This is a genomic window from Martinezella dioscoreae (assembly GCF_009176305.1).
Classification (GTDB): Bacteria; Pseudomonadota; Alphaproteobacteria; order Rhizobiales; family Rhizobiaceae; genus Rhizobium; species Rhizobium dioscoreae.
On record NZ_BLAJ01000002.1, the window covers coordinates 936,102 to 955,323 of the forward strand.

Annotated in this window: 14 protein-coding genes; 6 read left to right on the forward strand and 8 right to left on the reverse strand. The window is 60.3% G+C overall.

All coding sequences use genetic code 11. The features are described from left to right. Positions 1-14: 14 nt before the first annotated feature. From GDN47_RS10885 to GDN47_RS10910, 6 genes are all read right to left on the reverse strand, one after another. Positions 15-1,067 carry a siderophore-interacting protein gene (locus GDN47_RS10885; RefSeq protein ID WP_152093302.1) on the reverse strand — a complete coding sequence of 351 codons (1,053 nt, stop codon included), beginning with the start codon at positions 1,065-1,067 and terminating at the stop codon, positions 15-17. After that, positions 1,064-3,055: a Fe(3+)-hydroxamate ABC transporter permease FhuB gene (gene fhuB, locus GDN47_RS10890; protein WP_152093446.1), complete on the reverse strand. Its 1,992-nt coding sequence runs from the start codon at positions 3,053-3,055 to the stop codon at positions 1,064-1,066. The genes GDN47_RS10885 and fhuB overlap by 4 nt, the downstream gene beginning before the upstream one ends. Then, entirely contained in the window at positions 3,048-3,893 is an 846-nt protein-coding gene (locus tag GDN47_RS10895) for an ABC transporter substrate-binding protein (protein WP_233789851.1), read from the reverse strand. The genes fhuB and GDN47_RS10895 overlap by 8 nt, the downstream gene beginning before the upstream one ends. Before the next feature lie 237 nt (positions 3,894-4,130). Beyond that, a complete protein-coding gene (locus GDN47_RS10900; protein WP_152093304.1) occupies positions 4,131-6,317 on the reverse strand; it encodes a TonB-dependent siderophore receptor in 2,187 nt (728 codons plus the stop codon). A gap of 169 nt (positions 6,318-6,486) precedes the next feature. Further along, a complete protein-coding gene (locus GDN47_RS10905; protein WP_152093305.1) occupies positions 6,487-7,371 on the reverse strand; it encodes an AraC family transcriptional regulator in 885 nt (294 codons plus the stop codon). A 205-nt stretch (positions 7,372-7,576) separates the two neighbouring features. Further along, positions 7,577-8,215, reverse strand: coding sequence for a hypothetical protein (locus GDN47_RS10910; RefSeq protein WP_113354366.1), 639 nt, complete (start codon positions 8,213-8,215; stop codon positions 7,577-7,579). A gap of 324 nt (positions 8,216-8,539) precedes the next feature. Here GDN47_RS10910 and htpG point away from each other — a divergent pair, with 324 nt between their 5' ends. The 5 genes from htpG (at position 8,540) to GDN47_RS10935 (ending at position 15,371) form a co-directional block, all read left to right on the forward strand. Beyond that, on the forward strand, positions 8,540-10,429 hold the full coding sequence (gene htpG / locus GDN47_RS10915; RefSeq protein ID WP_113354368.1) for a molecular chaperone HtpG: 1,890 nt from the start codon (positions 8,540-8,542) through the stop codon (positions 10,427-10,429). Positions 10,430-10,708: 279 nt separating this feature from the next. Next, positions 10,709-11,482, forward strand: a complete 774-nt coding sequence (locus tag GDN47_RS10920; RefSeq protein WP_152093306.1) for a siderophore-interacting protein — start codon at positions 10,709-10,711, stop codon at positions 11,480-11,482. A gap of 334 nt (positions 11,483-11,816) precedes the next feature. Next, the gene (locus GDN47_RS10925) at positions 11,817-13,556 is read left to right on the forward strand and encodes a type I secretion system permease/ATPase (protein WP_152093447.1); all 1,740 of its coding nucleotides are present in this window, start codon (positions 11,817-11,819) and stop codon (positions 13,554-13,556) included. Then, entirely contained in the window at positions 13,553-14,863 is a 1,311-nt protein-coding gene (locus GDN47_RS10930) for an HlyD family type I secretion periplasmic adaptor subunit (protein ID WP_152093307.1), read from the forward strand. Before GDN47_RS10925 ends, GDN47_RS10930 begins: the two co-directional genes overlap by 4 nt. A gap of 115 nt (positions 14,864-14,978) precedes the next feature. Then, a complete protein-coding gene (locus GDN47_RS10935) occupies positions 14,979-15,371 on the forward strand; it encodes a GFA family protein (protein ID WP_113354372.1) in 393 nt (130 codons plus the stop codon). 76 nt (positions 15,372-15,447) lie between these two features. On the opposite strand, the gene eglC is transcribed toward GDN47_RS10935, so the two are convergent. After that, a complete protein-coding gene (gene eglC / locus GDN47_RS10940; protein ID WP_113333182.1) occupies positions 15,448-16,884 on the reverse strand; it encodes an endo-1,3-1,4-beta-glycanase EglC in 1,437 nt (478 codons plus the stop codon). A 209-nt stretch (positions 16,885-17,093) separates the two neighbouring features. Then, positions 17,094-18,089 (reverse strand): ABC transporter substrate-binding protein, encoded by a 996-nt coding sequence (locus GDN47_RS10945; RefSeq protein WP_152093308.1) that lies wholly within the window; start codon positions 18,087-18,089, stop codon positions 17,094-17,096. Between the two features lie 481 nt (positions 18,090-18,570). Here GDN47_RS10945 and GDN47_RS10950 point away from each other — a divergent pair, with 481 nt between their 5' ends. Further along, positions 18,571-18,951: a pore-forming ESAT-6 family protein gene (locus tag GDN47_RS10950; protein WP_113333184.1), complete on the forward strand. Its 381-nt coding sequence runs from the start codon at positions 18,571-18,573 to the stop codon at positions 18,949-18,951. Positions 18,952-19,222 lie beyond the last annotated feature (271 nt).

The window sequence follows — 19,222 nt, forward strand, 5'->3', positions numbered from 1 at the left end:
TGGCTATTTCCTCATCAACGCTGCCAATAGGCGGCGATGCTGAAAGTGCCGGGATCCCTGGCCATCTCGCTCTTGACGAAAGCGCGGACGACACGCGCCTGCTTCTGTTCGCAGGCGACCCAGACAAAGGTTTCCGGATCGGCCGCAGGCACGATGTCGCGCAGGATGCGTTCAAGCGTATCCGTCGTCCCGGCAGCGGCATCATTGCGATGCAGCCAGGTGACATCCATCGATGCGCTTGATGTCAGCGGCTGCTCTTCTTGTTTGTCGGCGACCTCAAGAAGGATCCGCAACTCGGCATCGGCAGGGACGGAGGCTGCAATGCGGGCGATAGCCGGCAGCGCGGTTTCGTCGCCAGCAAGAATGAGTTTGCGCGCTGCTGGCACGCCGCCGCCACCGGGGCCGATCAGGCCGGCAGGATCGCCGGGGCGAGCAGTCAACGCCCAGGTCGCTCCCGGCACATCGTCGCCTTCATGTACGACGAAATCGATATTCATCTCGCCGCGGTCAAGATCGATGCTACGGATCGTATAGGCGCGGATGGTCAGCGCATCATCGCCCTTCGGCCAATGGATGCGGCCGTCCGGCTCCGTATGCGGCCAGACCGGCTCGCGGCCTTTCGGCGGAATGAGCAGGCGCGCATGCAGGCCGCCCTCGACGAAATGCCTGGCATCATCAGTCGCAACGACGACGCGGCGCATGTGCGGAGTGATATCGTAGGCATCGACGACCCTGATTTCGCGGAAGTTCGGTATGGCTGATGGTTGCGGGCCGTCGGCCCAATCGAGGGCGAGAGTGTTGCTGGTGGAGAGTTCGAACAGGTTTTCGGCGACCATGCTGCGGATCGTGAAGAGCATGGCTGCCGTCGGGCAACGTAGCTTGATGTCGAGACGATCATTGCTGACGGCGATGTCGGCGCTGCCGATGACGGTATCGAGGCGGGCTCCGGCCTCACTTCTCGTGATGGTGACATGTTCGGCAAAACGCGCGCAGAACTGATCCAGCAATTGACCGGCATCCTTGTGGGTCGCCACGCCGGAAGCGGTGAAATCCCTTGAATGCATCATTTTTTCGTCTCCTTGCGGGTCAGGAACCAGATGAGATAGGGCCCGCCAATCAGCGCCGCGAACAGACCGACGGGAACCTCATAGGGAAAGATCACAATGCGCGACAGCCAGTCGGCCAGCACGAGCAGCATGGCGCCAAGCAGCAAGCTCGCGCCCAACTGTTTGAGGGTGCTACGAAAGCCTATGAGACGCCCAAGATGCGGTGCGATCAGCCCAGTCAGGCTGAGCGGGCCGACGAGGAAAGAGGGGATCGCAGTCAAGATGGCCGCAAGAACCGCCAGAGTGAGGCGGCTTGCCGCAACCGAGAGGCCGACGGAGCGCGAAACGTCGCCGCCGAGCGGCAGCACATCGAACCATCGCCTCAGCATCGGCAGGATCGGAACAAGAAGCACAAGCGAAATGGCGCCGGTCCAGGCTTCGAAGGAGCCGGCCCGATTGGTGGAGCCCGACAGCCAGGTCAACAGGAGATAGGCGCGCAGATCGCCGCGTGAGAGAACGACAGTGACGATTGCCATGCAGAGGGCGCCAATGGCGACGCCCGAAAGCAGCAGTCGCTCGGGGTCGAAGCCGCCGCGCGCGCTGAATGCCATCATGGCGAGGAATGCAATCAGCGCGCCGATCGTCATTGCGGTGATCGTGACGACGGGCGAGGGGAATGCAAAGAGAAAGAGTGCAATCGTCAGGCCCGCCCCGCCGCCGGCGCTCACTCCCAGGACCTCGGGGCTTGCGAGCGGATTGGCGGTGAGGCGCTGCATGATGAAGCCGGCTGCGGCGAGCATCGCGCCGGCAGTTGCCGCAACGACGGTGCGCGGCAGGCGGAAAGGCAGAAGTTCCCGAAACTGGCTGCCGAGCGCCGCATGCCAGCCATCGAAGCTGCGCCCGACCGACAGAACAATGAGGATCAGAAGAACGAAGCCGAGTGCGAGCAAGGCAAGCGCTCGTCCCGGTGCTGCAATCGTCAGCCGCGCCCGAGGACCGTCAACGGCGCGTAGCGCATTGCCGGAATGCAGGCGCCGCAGAAGCAGCAATAGGAGGGGGCCGCCAAGGAGCGCGGTCGCTGCTCCCGTCGGGGCAAGGTCGGTGAACCCCGGCGAGAGGAGCTGCACCAGGCAATCCGTCAGGAACAGCAGGCCGGCGCCGGCGACAGGGGCGGCGATCAGCAGCTGCCGGGTGCGCCGCGCGCCGCAGAATCTGGCGATGTGAGGTGCGGCAAGCCCAAGAAAGCCGATGATGCCGACCTGTGCCGTCACCGAAGCCGCCAGCCAGACGGCAAGCGCCAGAATGGCGAGGCGCATGCTGTGCAATGCAAGGCCGAGGTTCTTGGCGCTGCTGTCGTCCAGGCTCATCACCGTCAGAGGACGGACCAGTACCAATGCGACTGTAAAGCCGACGACCAGGCGCGGCGCAAGCGTGACGACGCCGTCCCAGTTTTGCTGGTTCAGCGCGCCCGCGCCCCAGATGAAGACGGACATGGCATATTCGCCGCGCGCGAGAATGATGGTGACGCTAAGTGCGGTTGCAACCAGCGTCACCATCATGCCGCATAGCGCCACCGTCACCGGGTCGAGACCATGCCTCCAGCTCAATGCCAGAACGATCAGGACCGCAGCAAGCCCGCCGACAAAGGCAGAGATCTCCCGTGGCAGGCCGATCAGCAAGGGAAAGAGCCCGACAGCGATCGTCATCGCCAGCTGCGACCCGGCGGCGATCCCGAGTGTCGAGGCGTCGGCGATCGGATTGCGCAGCACCCTTTGCAACAGAGCACCGGAAAGGCCGAGTGCTGCACCGGCGATGACTGCGATCATCGAGCGCGGCAGCAGGCTATCGGTGAGCAGGATATGGTTGAGGGTCGCCGCCTCGTGCACATCGGCAGCAAGCTGCGGCCGCAGGAAGAGGAGCGCCGCGAAGGCAAAGACACAGATGGCGCCGAGCAGAGCACTGTTGCGTGCCAGAGATTTGCCTTGGGCAATCACAGGCCGATCAACCATTCCATGCACGGTCGAGCCCTCCTGCAAGGAGATCGGCGAAGCGTTCTGCCGCCGGCAGCGCGCCATAGGGATTGATCGAGCCGAGCATGAGGACACGACCTTGCCGTACCGGCGGAAGCACATTCCAGAATGCGCTTCGCTGGAGTTCCGCCAGAGCTTCGGCCGGATGCGGCGGGATGAGGACGATCCAGGCGTCCGGCATGGTGGCAAGTCGCTCGATGCCGACGGGTGCGGTCGCCGAATAACTCGTCAAATCCGGCCAGGCATTGGTCAGGCCGGTGCGGGTCAGAACTTCCCCGAACATGCTATCGGAGCCGAAGACGCGAAAGTGTCTGGCGTCGCCCAGATTGATCGGCAGGATCGGCCGATGATCGCCCTTGCTGAAACCGGCGCGATAGGCTTCGAGTTTTTCGCGCGTCGCATCGACGAGGGCGCGGCCTGTCGTAAGCCCGAGCCGCTCGCCGATCGCAAGCGTTGCCTGCTCCGAAAGCTGGTAGGGGCTGGCTCCGGGTTGATAAATGGCGTGGCTCTCGACCGGTGCGATCAGCCGCATGCGATCGTTGGCCCAGGCATAGAAATTGGAATTGAAGATCAGATTTGGCCGGGCTGCATAAAGGACTTCGAAGTTCGGCGTGCCGCGCAGCCCGAGATCGGCAACGCCCGCGGGAATGGTCGGGGTCACGGCAACGTCGCGGAATTGCAGCAGTTCAGTGCCGGCAACCACATTGGCGCCGATCGCCAGCAGGGTTTCCAGAATGGCCCAATCGAGCGTCGCCACACGCGGGCTCGCCGCCGCGCGCGCCGGCGTCAGGCCGGCGATCACGCCTGCGCCTGCCATCGCAAGGAACTGTCTTCGCGACAGTTTATGAGCGTTTCCTGCTGTCATCGGAAATAGCTGACCAGGCTGCAGCACGGTGACTGGGCAAGCATCCTCGCGACGCGGTAAATTCGCTGCTGCCGTTGCGTCGTCATGCGCAAGCGTTGCCTTCGGTTTGAAACGAGTTCGAGGATTGCCTTGCGGCAATCCCCGGTTCCTTGCCATGATCGAGAATGAAAGTATACTTTAATTATCAACTTACCACTTCTTGCTGAGCTTGAAGGTGATGGTTCTCGCTTCGCCGTAGCCGCAGACATTCTCGCCGGCGCAACCCGAGACATATTCCTTGTCGAACAGGTTCGAGACGTTGAGCGCCGCACCCCAGCCCTTCTTCTCGTAGCGGATCCCCGCATCGAAGAGCGTTGCCGAGGGTACGCGCAGCGTATTGGCCTGGTCTGCCCAGGACTTGCCCTGGTAGCGCACGCCGGCGCCAATGCTGAGCCCGTCAAGCGCATCGCTTGTGAAGGCGTAGTCGAGCCACAGGGATGCGGTGGAATTCGGCACCAGATAGGGCGAGTTGCCGATGACGGAGGAGTCGAGGTCCTTGGTGATCGTCAGATCCGTGTAGGAATAGGAGCCGAGCAGCTTCCAGTTTTCGCCCAGATTGACCTTGCCTTCCAATTCGACACCGCGCGAGCGGACCTCGCCGACCTGGCGCTGCAGGAAGGTGACCGGATCGGTCAGCGCCATGTTCTTGCGGTTGATCTGGAAGATGGACGCCGTGAACAGGCCGTCGATGAAGTCGGGCTCATACTTGATGCCGGCCTCGTACTGCTCGCCCTTTTCCGGCGTCAGGCCGCCGCCGCTGATGCTGGTGCCGATCAGAGGATTGAAGAAGGTGCCGGCGCTGATATAGGGCGTGATGCCGTTGGAAAACTCGTAGGCGAGGCCCGCGCGGCCGCTTGGCGCTGATGCGTTCGACTTGTAGCTCGTGCCGACCTTGGAGTCGGAATTGGTGTCGACGAAGTCGTAACGGCCGTTGAGGGTCACCAGCCAGCCATCGCCGAAGCGCATCTGGTCCTGTGTGTAGATGCCGAACTGCTGCTGCGTCATGACCTGATTGAGGTAGACGAAGTTGGTCCCCTGCGGCGTGCCATAAATCGGGTTGGTGGCGCTGATCGGATTGGAGCCGCAGCACGCCTGGATCTGGTCGAGGCGGTAGATCGAATAGTCTGTGCCGATCAGGAAATCATGGCTGATCGGGCCGGTGTCGAACTTGTTTTCCGCGCGCGTGTCGACGGAGAACGTATCGACCTTGGAGCGCTCGAAGAAGCCGATGCGGTTCAGCATGTAGTTGGGATCGTCATAACCGGGGCTGAGCGGATTGCCGTCGACATAGCCGTTCAGATAGGGGCCTTCCTCGCGCTTATAAAGGTGACCGTAGCGCGCGTTCTGCGACACGGTCCAGCCGCCGTCGAAATCATGCGAGAATTCGTAGCCGAGCATCTGCTGGGCATATTTGAGATTGTCGATGCTGCGCTCGCCATAGAAGGCATCGCGCTTGATCTTGCCGAAGGGCGCATCGACCACCGTGCCGACGTAAGGAAAGAAGCCGTTGCCGCTATGGATTTCATCCAGGCCGCTCAGTATGCCGAAGACGGTCAGCTTGGTGGACTCATCGGGTGAGATGGTGACCTGCGGCATGATGAAGCCGCGCAGGTCGTGGGTACCATCGCTATAGGTGTCGCCGCCGGCGATCTTGCCCGTCAGGCGATAGCGGTAGACGCCGTCGGCCGACAGCTTGTCGGAGAAGTCGAAGCCGACGAAGGCATTGCCGAGATTGTTGATGCCGATCTCGGTCGAATATTGGGGCGTGTCGGTCGGCTCCTTGCGGACCATGTTGACGAGGCCGCCCGGATTGGCGCCGCCGTAAAGGACGGAGGAGGGCCCCTTCAGCACTTCGACGCGCTCGAGCATATAGGGATCGATCTGGAAGCCACCGAAGCCGTAACTATAGAGCGTCAGGCCATTCATGAAGACGCCGCTCTGCGTCGCGTCGAAACCGCGAATGTAGAACCAGTCGGTGTCGCCGTCATTGCCGAAGGGCTGCGTGGTGACGCCGGGCGTATAGCGCAGAACCTCATCCACCTTGTTGGTGATGCCGCGATCCCGCATTTCCTGCTGGCCGATGACGGAAACCGATTGCGGTACTTCGGTGATCGGCGTGTCGGATTTCGAGCCCGCGGTGGTCTTCCTGGCGACATAGCCCTTGACCGGCGCCGTGCCGCTGTCTTCGCTCTTCTGCTGCGAACCCTGGATGACCAAAGGCTGCAGCTCCGTCGGCGTTTCCTGCGCCATGACCTTGGAGCCCGCCAGCAGCGCGATAATGGCTACGCCCGTCGCCATGAGCCGCGCTTGCGATACGTCCTGCTTCAATCCCTGCATTTCCGTCAATTGTCCCGAATTCTTGCGCCCGTTCGGCCATGTCAGCCGATCCCTCGATAAGATGAGTAGTTAACTCATATTTACCGATGCGGCTTGTCTGTCACGGGGGAAATTGAATGTTTTTGGGCAATTCTCCGCAAAGCGTACAATTGCTCGCGGACTGTGGTTTTCAGGCAAGCCTGCTTCGCTTCCAACTGGCGGGCGCGGTGCCGACATTCTTGCGGAAGACGCGGGTGAAATGCGCCTGGTCGGCAAAGCCGGTTTCGACGGCGACGGTCGTCAGCGGCATCTCGCTGCTCAGAAGAAGTTGCTTGGCCCGTTCGAGCCTGGCCTGCGTTTGCCATTGATGCGGCGGCAGGCCCGTCGACGCCTTGAAGGCGTGACTGAAATGCGATTGCGAGAGGCCGGTCAGCGCCGCCAACTCCTCGAGCCGGATGGCCCGGGTGCAATGCTCTTCGATATAGTCGACCGCGCGCCGCAGCTGCCAGGTGGCCAGGCCGCTGCGCTTGCGGGGCTGGGTTCCGCGCAACCGCAACACGTCGATCAAAAGCGAAAGCGTCAGGCCATCGCCGTAGAGATCGTGCAGCGGTTCGGGGTTTTCGCATTCGGCGGCGATAAGTTCGGCGAGCGCCATCACCCGCGGGGCGTTGAAATGCAGCTGTGGCCGCTCGAGCTGTGCCGGATCGATATTTTCCATCAGGCGCTGGCTGACAACCCCCGCATCGAAATGAATATCGAGGTGGCGCACGAACTCGACGCCTGCCATGTCGACCCAGAGCTCCATGCCGGCGGGGATATAGGAGATGCGGCCGCTATTATAATCCTGCAGCTGGGCCTGCGCGCGAGGCGAGGGGCGGACATTGGTCTTGCCTGCACCACGCTGTTCTAGAAGGATGAACAGGCGCGGATCGCGCGCCACATAATATCCGCCGGCCTGTGCGGCGCAATTGACGTTCCAGATATCGGCAACCATGCCGTTCCAGTGGCGGCGATGCATACCGCCGATGACGGAAAAGCCTCCGATCTTGTTCTGCATTCTTGGCTGAAACGTCATTTGCTGCTTCCGGCGTTGCTTCTGCGCAATAATCCTTCAAATTAAACTCAAGTTATTATAACAACACTGCCAGGATAGCAATCCGCATGGGCGCGAGGGCGGTTGCCATGCAAAAAGATCTCTACCCGCGTCTCCAAATACAAACGGGATGCCCTTTCGAGCATCCCGCCTTTGAGATCGATACTACTGACTTAAGGTCTGTATCCTAGAACAGACCTGCCAATCTCACCGTTTTTGCATCGGGCTGAAACGAAGCCTGGATCACGTTGGACGGCTGATGGTTGGGAGATGGCTGGGGTGCGACGGCATGTGCCGGCCGAGGAGCCGGGCTCTGAGCCGGGCCGCAGCTTCCGGAGCTCGTTTTCTCGACCCGAGGCTTGCCGCTGCCGGAGCTGAAATACTCCACGGTTTGCGTGCAGGTGCCCTTGCCCGATGTCATCGAGATGACCGTATATCCTTTCACGCCTGCGGGGAGCTTCGACAGATCGATCTTCATGAGATTATCCGAGCCATCCGGCCACGGCGCGAAAAGACGCGGATCATTCATCAGGGCTGCAGCCTCGCGATCCATGGCAGCCGAGATGCGCTCTATGTCGGCGAAGGGCGAGACGTCGTCGATTGGAGCAAAGCCCGCCATCGACGCCGGATCGTCCCGGAAGGTAATCGTCGGTGGCTGAGCACCGCTGTAGCGGATCAATTCCAGCGAGCCGTCCGGCAGGCGAACTGTCATTTGGTGCGTATTGGCGGATTGCTCAATCTTCTGCTGAGCGACGGCCTGGCTCGCCAATCCTGTGGCTGTGATAAGGCCGGCGCTGATGAGAAATGCATTGCGGAGGGTTAGCACGATGATCTCCTTTGCGTTGAGAGCATGTCGGATCGGCTCCCGCTTGAATGGCTTGGAGCGCCGATCGATGCGAACCCTTTCGATCTTGGTCTCGCCTCTGCCAAATTTATGGCAGTCACTGCGGCACCATGCCGCAGTGGGGCCGCACTGCTGTCAATCCTGCGTGATAAACTCGTGACAGAAGCGTCGCGTGAACGCTTCCGCACGCGAAGCGGGCCCATTCGCTCGTTTTGAGCTCTATGGGACAACGCCCGCTTGAAATTTCGCTTGTCTTCCGCCACCTGTGCGGCGCGACTTTTTTTATTCCCAGGAGACTAGACGCTTATGACGACCACCACCGCAGAAAATACCGCCGAGAGCCACGTTTTTGAGGCCGACGTTGCCCGCCTTCTGCACATGATGGTTCACTCGGTTTATTCGGACAAGGATGTCTTCCTGCGCGAGCTGATCTCGAACGCGGCCGATGCCTGCGAGAAGCTGCGCTACGAAGCGATTGCCCATCCCGGCTTGCTTGCCAACGATCCCGACAGCCGCATCCTGCTGACGCTTGATGCCGATGGCAGCAAGCTCATCGTGGAAGATAACGGCATCGGCATGAGCCGCGACGAGATGATCGAAGCGCTCGGCACAATTGCCCGCTCGGGCACGCGCGCCTTCATGGAGCGAATCGAGGCCAACAAGCAGGGCGAGGGTGCGCAGCTCATCGGCCAGTTCGGCGTCGGCTTCTATTCCTGTTTCATGGTTGCCGACCGCGTCGACGTCATCTCGCGCCGCGCCGGTGCGGAGGATGCCTGGCTCTGGTCTTCCGATGGCAAGGGCGGCTACAGCGTTGCGCCTGTTGACGTCAGCGAGGCACCGGCGCGCGGCACTCGCATTACGCTGCATCTGATGGAAGATGCCAAGAGCTACGCCTCGCGCTGGAGCGTCGAGCGCATCGTCAAGGAACAGTCCGGTCATGTGCCGGTGCCGATCAAGATCGCCGAAAAGCCCGGCGAGGAAGCGACGCAGCTGACCGACGGCACCGCGCTCTGGACGAAATCGAAGAACGACATCACGTCTGAAGAGTACACCGATTTCTATCGCGGCGTTTCCGGCCAGTATGACGAGCCGGCGCTGACGGTGCATTTCCGCGCCGAGGGTCGCCATGAATATTCGGCGCTTGCCTTCGTGCCGGGCTCGCAGCCCTTCGATCTTTTCGATCCGGACCGCAAGGGCCGCATGAAGCTCTATGTGAAGCGCGTCTTCATCACCGATGAAGCCGAATTGCTGCCGCGTTATCTCCGCTTCGTGCGCGGCCTCGTCGATACGTCGGACCTGCCGCTCAACGTCTCGCGCGAGATGATCCAGGAAAGCCCGATCCTGACGGCGATCCGCAAGGGCGTGACCAATCGTATCATCACGGCGATCGAGAAGCAGGCGGAGAGCGATCACGACGCCTTCCTGAAGATCTGGGAGAATTTCGGCAGCCTCATCAAGGAAGGCCTCTACGAGGACTTCGAGCGCCGCTCGCAGCTTCTGGCGCTCTCGCGCTTCCGCACGACTACCTCGGGAGATGGCTATCGTTCGCTTGCCGACTACATCAAGGATGCCAAGGAGGGCCAGCAGTCGATCTACTATCTCGTCGGCGGCAGCCTGGAGCAGCTGAAGGCGTCGCCGCAGCTTGAAGGCTTCCGTGCCCGCGGCATCGAAGTCCTGTTGCTGACCGATTCCGTCGACAGCTTCTGGGTGACCAATGCTCCGGAATTTGAGGGCAAGAGCTTCAAGTCGATCACGCAAGGCTCTGCTGATCTCGCCCAGTTCAAGAAGCAGGACGAAGACAAGCCGGAAAGCGAAAGCGCGCCCGCCGAAGTCCAGGCCTTTCTCGATTATGCCAAGCAGAAGCTGGCCGATGAGGTCTCCGATGTCCGTGCATCCGATCGTCTGATCGAAAGCGCCGTTTGCCTCGTGGCCTCCGAGCAGGGTTATGACCGCCAGCTGGAGAAGATCCTGCAGGGCGCCGGCCGCCTGCAGTCCGGCGCCAAGCCGATCCTTGAGATCAATATGGATCACCCGGTCGTCAAGGCGATTGCCGCCAAGGCGGATGCGCCGTCCCTGCGTGACGATGCGGCCTTCCTGCTGCTCGATCAGGCTCGTGTTCTGGACGGCGACAAGCCTGCCGATCCGCGTGCTTTTGCCGAGCGGCTGGCGCGTTTGATGGAAAAGGCACTGCAGTAATCAATCGGGTCGGCACGGTTCGAAGCAGCCGTGCCGATCTGCTCCGCAGAGGCCTGCGATGGTGTCCGATTTTCTATGGCTCACAAAACTTGTCTATAAAAATCATCTTTTTGTTGCGGTGTAAGAATTCTTCTTCTATAGGTGACGCAGACTGGCTTGATATCGTCCAGCCACGTAAGCGTTAACGTCACTCAACGCGTATGATCGAACGGCTCTGCGGCTTCGGTCTGCGCGACTGTGTCCTGCGGATCGAGATCAAAGTGCCTCGAAAGGACACCCATGGATACCCCCCATAGTTCCAACCCGGCCATCTCCACTCCGAAGATCGAGCGCGTGCGCCATGAACTGAAGCGGCGCACTCTGACTGTAACGGCCATCGACAGGATCACGCCCGGCATGCTGCGCATTCGGCTGGCCGGCGAAGATCTCGCCGATTTTGTAAGCCTTGCGCCCGACGACCACATCAAGGTGATGGTGCCGGGCGCCGGCGAGGAGATGGAGCGGCGTGACTATACGCCTCGCCAATACGACACCGACGCGCGGACACTCGTCCTCGATTTTGCCGTCCATGAGGCAGGCCCTGCCACGCAATGGGCGCTCGACGCTCGCGTCGGCGACAGGCTGGAGATCGGCGGTCCCCGCGGCTCGGCCGTCGTGTCCGCAGATATCGAGAACTGGCTGCTCATCGGCGACGAGACGGCGCTGCCGGCCATCGGCCGCCGGATTGAGGAGGCACGTGCGGGGGCACATATAACGGCGATCGCCGCGGTTGCCGATGCTCATGAACATCAGGCATTTCAAACCGATGCGCAGCTGGATATGCGCTGGGCATATCGGCCTCTTTCGGAAGCGGCGGATCCGTCCTCGCTTCTGAAGATATTGCAGTCGATCGATGTGGTGCCCGGCACGTTCGTCTGGATCGCCGCCGAAGCCTCCGTCACGCGCGCCTTGCGCTCCTACCTCGTCGAAGACCGCGGCTATCCGCTGAGCTGGATCAAGGCGTCCGGCTATTGGGTCAAGGGCAAGGCGGACACGACGGAGAAATTCGACTGAATGCGGGAGGCAGGTGGCAAGATGCCGCTTGCTCATCCTAATATGATAGGTCAGGCATCTTGCCGGAACAAGCTGCTGCCCCATTTCATGGCGCAATTGTCCCGCAAGTGGACAAGGCGTTCCGCGATAAGGTTGGGTTCACCGAAACTGCATTCTGGATAGATTTCGACTTCCTAAATTGCAAGGGATCGTCGAAGGTTATGCTTGAAGCGGGAATGGTGGCAAAGCCATAGGCGATCGCTTTGCAGGTCCATGCGCCGAGCGGGAGGCGGTGCTTTGGGCGTCATGTAAATCCCTGCCGTACGCGACGGCCAATGTTGAGGATCGACGCAAGGTGCTTGCCGTCCCGAAAGACCCGCCGCAGACATTCGTCGCATTGATGTTGTCGGCGCTTCGCAAGGCCTTCATCGGCATCGCTCTGGCGAGCGCTGCCATCAATGTGCTGGCGCTGACCGGCTCCTTCTTCATGCTGCAGGTCTATGATCGGGTCATTCCGAGCCATAGCCTGCCGACGCTGTCCGGTCTCGTCATCATCGTCGTGACCCTCTATCTGTTTCAGGGCGTAATCGAATTCCTGCGCTCCATGCTGCTTGTGCACATCGGCATGTCGCTCGATGAGCGTCTAAACAGGAAGGTCTTCGGCGCGCTTCTGTTCCTGCCGAGCAAAAAACAGACGTCGGACGATGGGCTGCAATCGGTGCGTGATCTCGAGCAGATCCGCTCCTTCCTTTCCGGTACCGGTTCGACGGCGCTTTTCGATTTGCCATGGGTGCCGTTCTATCTGATCCTTTGCTTTCTGTTCCACTTCTGGATCGGCTTTACGGCTCTTTGCGGCGCCTTGCTGCTCGTCGGCATTACCGTGGCTGCCGAAATGCTGTCGCGTCGACCGGCGCTGGAGGCGGCCAGGTCTTCGGCAGCACGCCTCGGCTTTGCTCAGGCTGCGCGGCGGAACTGGGAGGCTGCTATTGCTATGGGGTTTTCCGGCCGCCTCACCGATAAATGGGCTGTCATGAATGAGGATTATCTCAGTCACCAGGCGATAGCGAGCACCCGTGTCGGCGCGCTGACCATCGCCGCCAAGATTGCACGCATGATGCTGCAATCCGGCGTCCTTGCCGTCGGCGCGATCCTCGTCATTCGCCAGGAAGCGACGGGAGGTATCATCATTGCAAGCTCGATCCTGGTGACGCGGGCGCTGGCGCCCGTCGAGCTTGCGATCGGCCAATGGAAGGGTTTTGTGGCTGCACGCCAGGGTTGGACGCGGCTTGCCGCACTCCTCGACGCCGCGCCGCCCGAGAAGCAGGCTTTCGCCTTGCCCGCACCGTCGCGGGAGCTCAGCGTCGAGAATATCACCGTGACGTCGCCCGGCAGCCGCGATCTTATCCTGCGCAATGTCTCGTTCAAGATATCGGCGGGAACCATACTCGGCGTCATCGGCCCGAGCGCATCGGGCAAGTCTTCGCTGGCACGTGCAATTGCCGGCTTGTGGCCGGTTGCAATCGGCTCCGTGCGGCTCGACCGTGCCGCTCTTTCGCAATGGGATACCGATGAACTTGGGCAGCATATCGGCTATCTGCCGCAGGATGTAGACCTCTTCGACGGCACAATCGCCGAGAATATTTCGCGTTTTGCTGAGGACATGCGAACCGAATCGATCATTGCGGCGGCGAAAGCGGCGGGTGTCTACGACATGATCGTCAAACTCCCGGATGGCTTCGATACCAAGATCGGCGAAGGCGGATCGCGCCTTTCAGCCGGGCAAAGGCAGCGTATCGCCCTGGCGAGGGCGCTTTACGGCGATCCCTTTCTGGTGCTTCTCGACGAGCCGAATTCCAATCTGGATGCGGAAGGCGAAGCGGCACTGACGGCGGCCCTCGCAGGCGTCAAGGAGAGGGGCGGCATTGCGATCGTCATTGCCCACCGGCCAAGCGCTCTTGCCGCCGCCGATAGGGTCATGATCGTTGCCGGCGGCCAGGTCCAGGCATTCGGGCCAAAGAAGGACATCCTCGGTCCGTCGCCCAAGCAGCTCGGAACGACGCATCTGGCCATCGCCGGCGGGGAGACGCACGGATGATCGGCAAGGCCTCGTCATCGAACGAACGAATGATCCGCCGCCTGTCGCTGTTGGTGATAGCCGCCATTCTGCTGTTGTTCGGCGTCATGGGCGGCCTTGCCGCCGCAACGAAGATTTCCGGCGCGGTCGTCACCTCCGGCACGCTTGTCGTCGACAGCTATGTAAAGCCAGTAAAGCATTTGAAGGGTGGGATCGCCCGTGCGATCCTGGTGAAGAACGGCGATCATGTCGCCGCCGGCCAGGTGCTCGTCCGGCTGGACGACACCCAGACCAGAGCCAACCTCTCGATCATCCGCAAACGGCTTAACGAACTTTCTGCCCGCACGGCGCGTCTGGCAGCAGAGCGCGACGGCCGGCAGGATATCGACTTTCCGGCCGATCTGCTCTCGTTTGCCGAAGATGCTGATGTGGCAGCTATCCTGGCAGGCGAGCGTCGGCTCTTTCGCGATCGTCAGATATCGCGCGACGGGCAGAAATCGCAGCTTCACGAGCGCATTCAGCAGCTCAGGCAGGAGATTGACGGTCTCGTCGCCCAGGAAGAGGGCAAGCGGCGGGAAATCGCGCTCATCGCCAAGGAGCTCGGAAGCCTCGAAGGCCTGCTCGATCAGGGCATCATTTCGGCGACGAAGGTCTACTCATTGCAGCGGGAAAGCGCTTCGCTGAACGGCGATCTCGGAAACCTCGTCTCGTCCGTCGCCCAGACCAAAGGCAAGATTGCGGAAACCGAGCTGCAGATCCTGCAGATCGATGCCGACCGCAGTTCGGAAGTATCCGAGCAATTGCGCCAGGCGGAAAGCGATAGCGGCCAGTTCGCCGAGCGCCTTATCGCCGCCGAGGACGATCTGAAGCGGATCGACATCAAGGCGCCGCAGGCGGGGATCGTCGACCAGCTAAGCATCCATGCCGAAGGGGCCGTCATTTCGCCGGCAGAGGCGATCCTGCAGATCGTTCCGGACAAGGACGCGCTGGTCGCAGAACTGAAACTCGCGCCCCAGGATATTGATCAGATTACGGTAGGGCAGGCGGTATCCCTGCGTTTTCCTGCTTTCAATCAGCGGATCACGCCGGAATTGAACGGGCAGGTCGATACCATTTCCGCCGATCTGGCGACGGATCAGCGTTCAGGCCAAAGCTATTATGTCGTGCGAGCAAAGGTGGCGAAGCCGGAATGGGATCGGCTGGGGCAGCTTACGCCGCTGCCCGGCATGCCTGTGGAGGCCTTTCTGCAAACGGGCCAACGAAGCGTCCTTGCCTATCTGACAAAGCCGATGACCGACCAGATCAGGCGGGCGTTCAAAGAGGATTAGGCATATAGGTGCATCGGCTCAGAGTTGTGATGTGCGGGAGCGCCATTGCTCACAGCGATCAATTGCGCAGCGGTCGATGCAGACGCTTCATCGCTTGACTTTTGAGGAGGGTAGCATGGATCAATACAAGGGCGGTTGCCTATGCGGCGAGGTCCGATTTGTGGCATCGGGTCGGCCGTACCGGGTCGGCCTTTGCCATTGTCTCGACTGCCGCAAGCATCATGGCGCGCTTTTCCATGCCTCTGCGATATTCCCCGAGCAGGCGGTCAAGATCGACGGTGAGGCCCGGGATTATGCAGGGCGCTTCTTCTGTCCCCGCTGCGGCTCGTCCGTTTTTTCGCGCACCGTGGATGAAATCGAGATAAGTCTGGGCTCCCTGGATGCTCCCGACCAGCTAAAGCCCACTTACGAGCTATGGACCATCCGTCGCGAATCGTGGCTGCCGCCTTTTCCGCTCGAGAAGCGATACGCACGCGATCGCGAGGGTACCGGCCGCTTCGAGGAATAGCTCCCGATGGCGGTTGGTTTCGGCCGGATCAATCCGTCCGAAACACCTGTTTTGACGCACCGATTGTTCGATGCAGTCAGATGTGCCAGTCCGTCGTGTGGGCGGATTGCGTCGAGGCGGCAAGCTGGGCGTTGTGATCGTCCAGGGAATAGGCCTTGATATAGTCGATCTTCATCTCCGACCCATTCGGGAGACCATCCGTCGGCGTCCCCGCCACGCCGCCGACCGCGAGATCGACCAGCATGTACATCGGCCCGTGCATATCGGCCGGCGTATCGGCATGGGCAACGGCAACGTCGTCGAAATACCAGACGATCTGATCCTTGTCCCAGAGCACGCCGTAATTGTGGAAGCCATCGGTGCTTGGCACTTCCACTGGAATAGAGGTCTTCGTGTGCTCGCCGGTGGCATTCGAATGAACCGTCACATTGACCGTGGTCGGGTTTTGTCCGCGCATTTCCACCACGTCGAGTTCCGGTGGCCAGGAACCATCCTCCGGCAGCAGCCAGAAAGCGGGCCAGACGCCCTGATTATGCGGCATCTCTGCCCGCATTTCGAAATAGCCGTAGGTCTGCGAGAAGGTCGAGTGAGTGGTCAGAATGCCTGAAGTATAATCATGGTTCTCGACGATCGATTTCAGCACGTCCGGCGTCTGTTTCGCCGTAATCGTCAGAATGCCGTCGGAGACGGAAAAGGGGTTGGCGGATGCGGTCGGTGCATAAGAAGGATTGATGTACCACTGCAGTTCGTCATTCAGGCTGCTGCCCTTGTCCGGCGCCCAGGAATATTTAGCATCCCAGGTGCCCTGCGTCCCCTCGTGCAGCGAGAGCGTATTGAAATCGTCCGAAAAAGTCTGAGTGAGCGACGATCTGTCGAGCCCGAGCTGAAACTGGTCTTCATGCAGGTCGGAGATGGTCTTGTTGGCGAAGACCAGGCTTTCGCCATTACCGAGATCGAGCCGGACATTGGCACCTTCCTGCGTGGAATGGCTGACGACCTGATCGAACGACGTCAGGCCATACTGATTGAGCCTGACCTTGTCGTCATCGCTGAAATCGGTGATGAGATCGCTGCCGTTGCCCTTGCTGATGATGAAAGTATCGGCGCCGCCACCGCCCGTCAGCACGTCGTTGCCGGCACCGCCATCGATGGTCTGGCTGCCGCTGCCGCCGGTGATGATATTATCGGCGTCATTGCCATAGGCATGGCGGTTGTTGCCCGTGACCGTGAGATTTTCGAAATTTTCGGGCAGCGTATAATCCATCCAAGTATTGATGGTATCGATGCCGGCATTGGGCGCCTCATAGGCATGATTGATGCTGGAATAGAGATAGTAGATATCGTCGCCGGTGCCGCCCATCATCGTCACATTGACGGAGGCGTCACCCCACATGGAGTCGTTGCCGGCAGTGCCGTAAAGCACCGGGCCAGAGCCGGTGGCGGAAAAGAAACCTGTCGACGTATCGCTATAGTAAAGTGGCTGTCCAAGGGCATTCAAAACTGAATTGGGCATGAGAATCCTCTTCCTTCGTGCCGGACGACCTCCTCCATCGAGCTAATATTTCTCCCCGCTCATATGCATCAAATAGCGTGCATTGTTTTTCTGCCCACCCCCGACGGCAAGTTTTTTCGCCAAGCTGTCCAAAAGTGCGAGCTGGAGCATTCGCGCTCATGGCTATGAGGCCGGGACGCAGTGGTTCACCGCGTCCCCGAAGCCAGAATTTAGAGCGCGGCCTTTACCTTGGCAGCGACATCCGGGCTTACCCATGTCGTCCAGATGTCTTCATGGGTCTTCAGGAAATATCGGGCGGTATCTTCATTGGTGCCCTGGTTGTCCGTCTGCCAGGCAAGAATGCTGTTGACGAGATCGTTCGACCATTTCCGCTTCTTCAGATAGTCCATCGCAATCCCGGCTTGATCGGCGAACCTCTTGGTGACGACGGTGTAGACTTCCGAGACGGGATAGGAATTGACCTTTGGATTGGCGCAATCCATGACCGAGGTGCATGCGTCCCATTCGGCCTTGTCGTGGGGTACGCCGAAGGAAAGGCGCACCATCGGATACTTGCCGAGGATAGCGGTCGGCGACCAATAATAGCCAAGCCAGCCCGTCTTCTTTTCGAAGGCATTGGCGATCGTGCCGTCAAGAGCGGCGGCAGAGCCGGTCTCGACGATTTCAAAGCCCTTCTTCTCGCCGTCGAGCGCCCGGAAGAGATTGCCGAGCGACGCCTGGCATTGCCAGCCGGGCGGGCAATTGTAGATGACGCCCTTTTTCGGATCGTCCGGCGCGGGGAAAAGGTCCGGGTGTTCCAGCGCCTGCTGGACGGTCTTGATATCGGGATGGGCGTCGGCGAGGAATTTCGGAATCCACCAGCCATCCTGGCCGCCATCGGAGAGAATGCCGGCAGCGATGACCAACCGTCCCTCGGAAACCGCCCGATCCAGCGGCGTGCGCACCGCATTGATCCAAAGTTCCGGCGCAACGTCCGGTTGGCCTTTCTCGTTCATCGAAGTAAATGTTGGCAGCGTGTCGCCCGTGAGGAGTTCGACCGAGCAGCCATAGCCTTCCTGGAGGATGATCTTGTCGACATTTGCCGCAACGCCGGCCGACGCCCAGTTCATTTCGGCGATGGAGACCGAACCGCAATCGGCATGCGCGGTGCCGGCAAAGGTATAAAGTGCTGCAGCGAAGACGGCGGCAGCAATAGGCTTCTTCATGTAAGACCTCCAGGTCCTGATGTTGCTGTTGTCGAAGGATGTCGCGGGTGAAGCCGTTGATCTTTTCCTTCGCTCTTGCGATGCCCCGGCAGCGCAACGGCCACGCAGAGGCAAATCCGGACAGTCAAAGCCGTCCGGGCGCGTCCGGATTACTGCCACATCGATCCCGATGCCATGTGTTGGCCGGATGAAGTTTGAAGCTTTCCCACAGGAAATGAACGGATGCTACCGGCGTCATCGGCGTCTTATGCCCGACACGGAAGCTGGAGATCCGTTTGATCGCTGCCGAACGGACCTGCGCGCGAGCTGCGGAGGGAACGGGCAGTTCCGTTGGCGACCACGATCATATCGAAGGCTTCAGCTTTCTTTTGACCCTCCGCAGCGATGCTCTCGTGGGTAGAGCGTTTTCCGACTTTGCAGCTATTGCCTTCAGGACGATCGAGGATAGATCGCAGCATGTTGAAGCAATCAGGAGTTTCATATGCGGAAGATCATTCTGATCGGTATCGTGGCATGCGGATTTGCCGCGCCAAGCTATGCACAGGTATCAAACGACCAACTGGAATTGGCTTATAATTCGGCACGCAATCAACTTGGCGTGCTGAAATATTGCCAGAATGCAGGCCACATCGATGGGGCTGCTGTCGAGACTCAAACGAAAATGCTCGCTCTCATACCGGCGCCCTCGGATATGGCGAAGGGCGAGGCGGCCGAACAAGAGGGTGAAAAAGGCAAGATCTCCGCCATGGGCGTGAATCAGGATCTTGCAGCCATTACAAAAGCGCAGAACGTGACCGAAAAGCAGTTTTGCGAAACCATCGCAAATGCGGTGAAGCAGGCTGGCGCGCAACTTCCAAAATGAAATGCAAAACTGCGACGGTGCGAGCCGTCGCAGCTTGCCATGTGCAGTATCCGCTTGGCATCCGCATCGCTTCGAACTGCCTCATAGTTTGCTTGAGATCATTCCAACGCCAATGAACGCGCCACCGGTCAGGTTGCCGCTGACGGCCTCAGCGATCTTGAAACGGATTTCCGCCTGTCTTCGCATAAACGCATCACAATGCCTTTAGTCTAGTATTTTTATAGACAATTATCGTGCCGTTTAGCCTGCGCGGTGCCGAGCGGCCTTTTGG

Coding starts and splice junctions, on each gene's coding strand:
- GDN47_RS10885 (WP_152093302.1), bottom strand. CDS start 1,067: ATGATGCATTCAAGGGATTTCACCGCTTCCGGCGTGGCGACCCACAAG.
- fhuB (WP_152093446.1), bottom strand. CDS start 3,055: ATGGTTGATCGGCCTGTGATTGCCCAAGGCAAATCTCTGGCACGCAAC.
- GDN47_RS10895 (WP_233789851.1), bottom strand. CDS start 3,893: ATGGCAGGCGCAGGCGTGATCGCCGGCCTGACGCCGGCGCGCGCGGCG.
- GDN47_RS10900 (WP_152093304.1), bottom strand. CDS start 6,317: ATGCAGGGATTGAAGCAGGACGTATCGCAAGCGCGGCTCATGGCGACG.
- GDN47_RS10905 (WP_152093305.1), bottom strand. CDS start 7,371: ATGACGTTTCAGCCAAGAATGCAGAACAAGATCGGAGGCTTTTCCGTC.
- htpG (WP_113354368.1), top strand. CDS start 8,540: ATGACGACCACCACCGCAGAAAATACCGCCGAGAGCCACGTTTTTGAG.
- GDN47_RS10920 (WP_152093306.1), top strand. CDS start 10,709: ATGGATACCCCCCATAGTTCCAACCCGGCCATCTCCACTCCGAAGATC.
- GDN47_RS10930 (WP_152093307.1), top strand. CDS start 13,553: ATGATCGGCAAGGCCTCGTCATCGAACGAACGAATGATCCGCCGCCTG.
- GDN47_RS10935 (WP_113354372.1), top strand. CDS start 14,979: ATGGATCAATACAAGGGCGGTTGCCTATGCGGCGAGGTCCGATTTGTG.
- eglC (WP_113333182.1), bottom strand. CDS start 16,884: ATGCCCAATTCAGTTTTGAATGCCCTTGGACAGCCACTTTACTATAGC.
- GDN47_RS10945 (WP_152093308.1), bottom strand. CDS start 18,089: ATGAAGAAGCCTATTGCTGCCGCCGTCTTCGCTGCAGCACTTTATACC.
- GDN47_RS10950 (WP_113333184.1), top strand. CDS start 18,571: ATGCGGAAGATCATTCTGATCGGTATCGTGGCATGCGGATTTGCCGCG.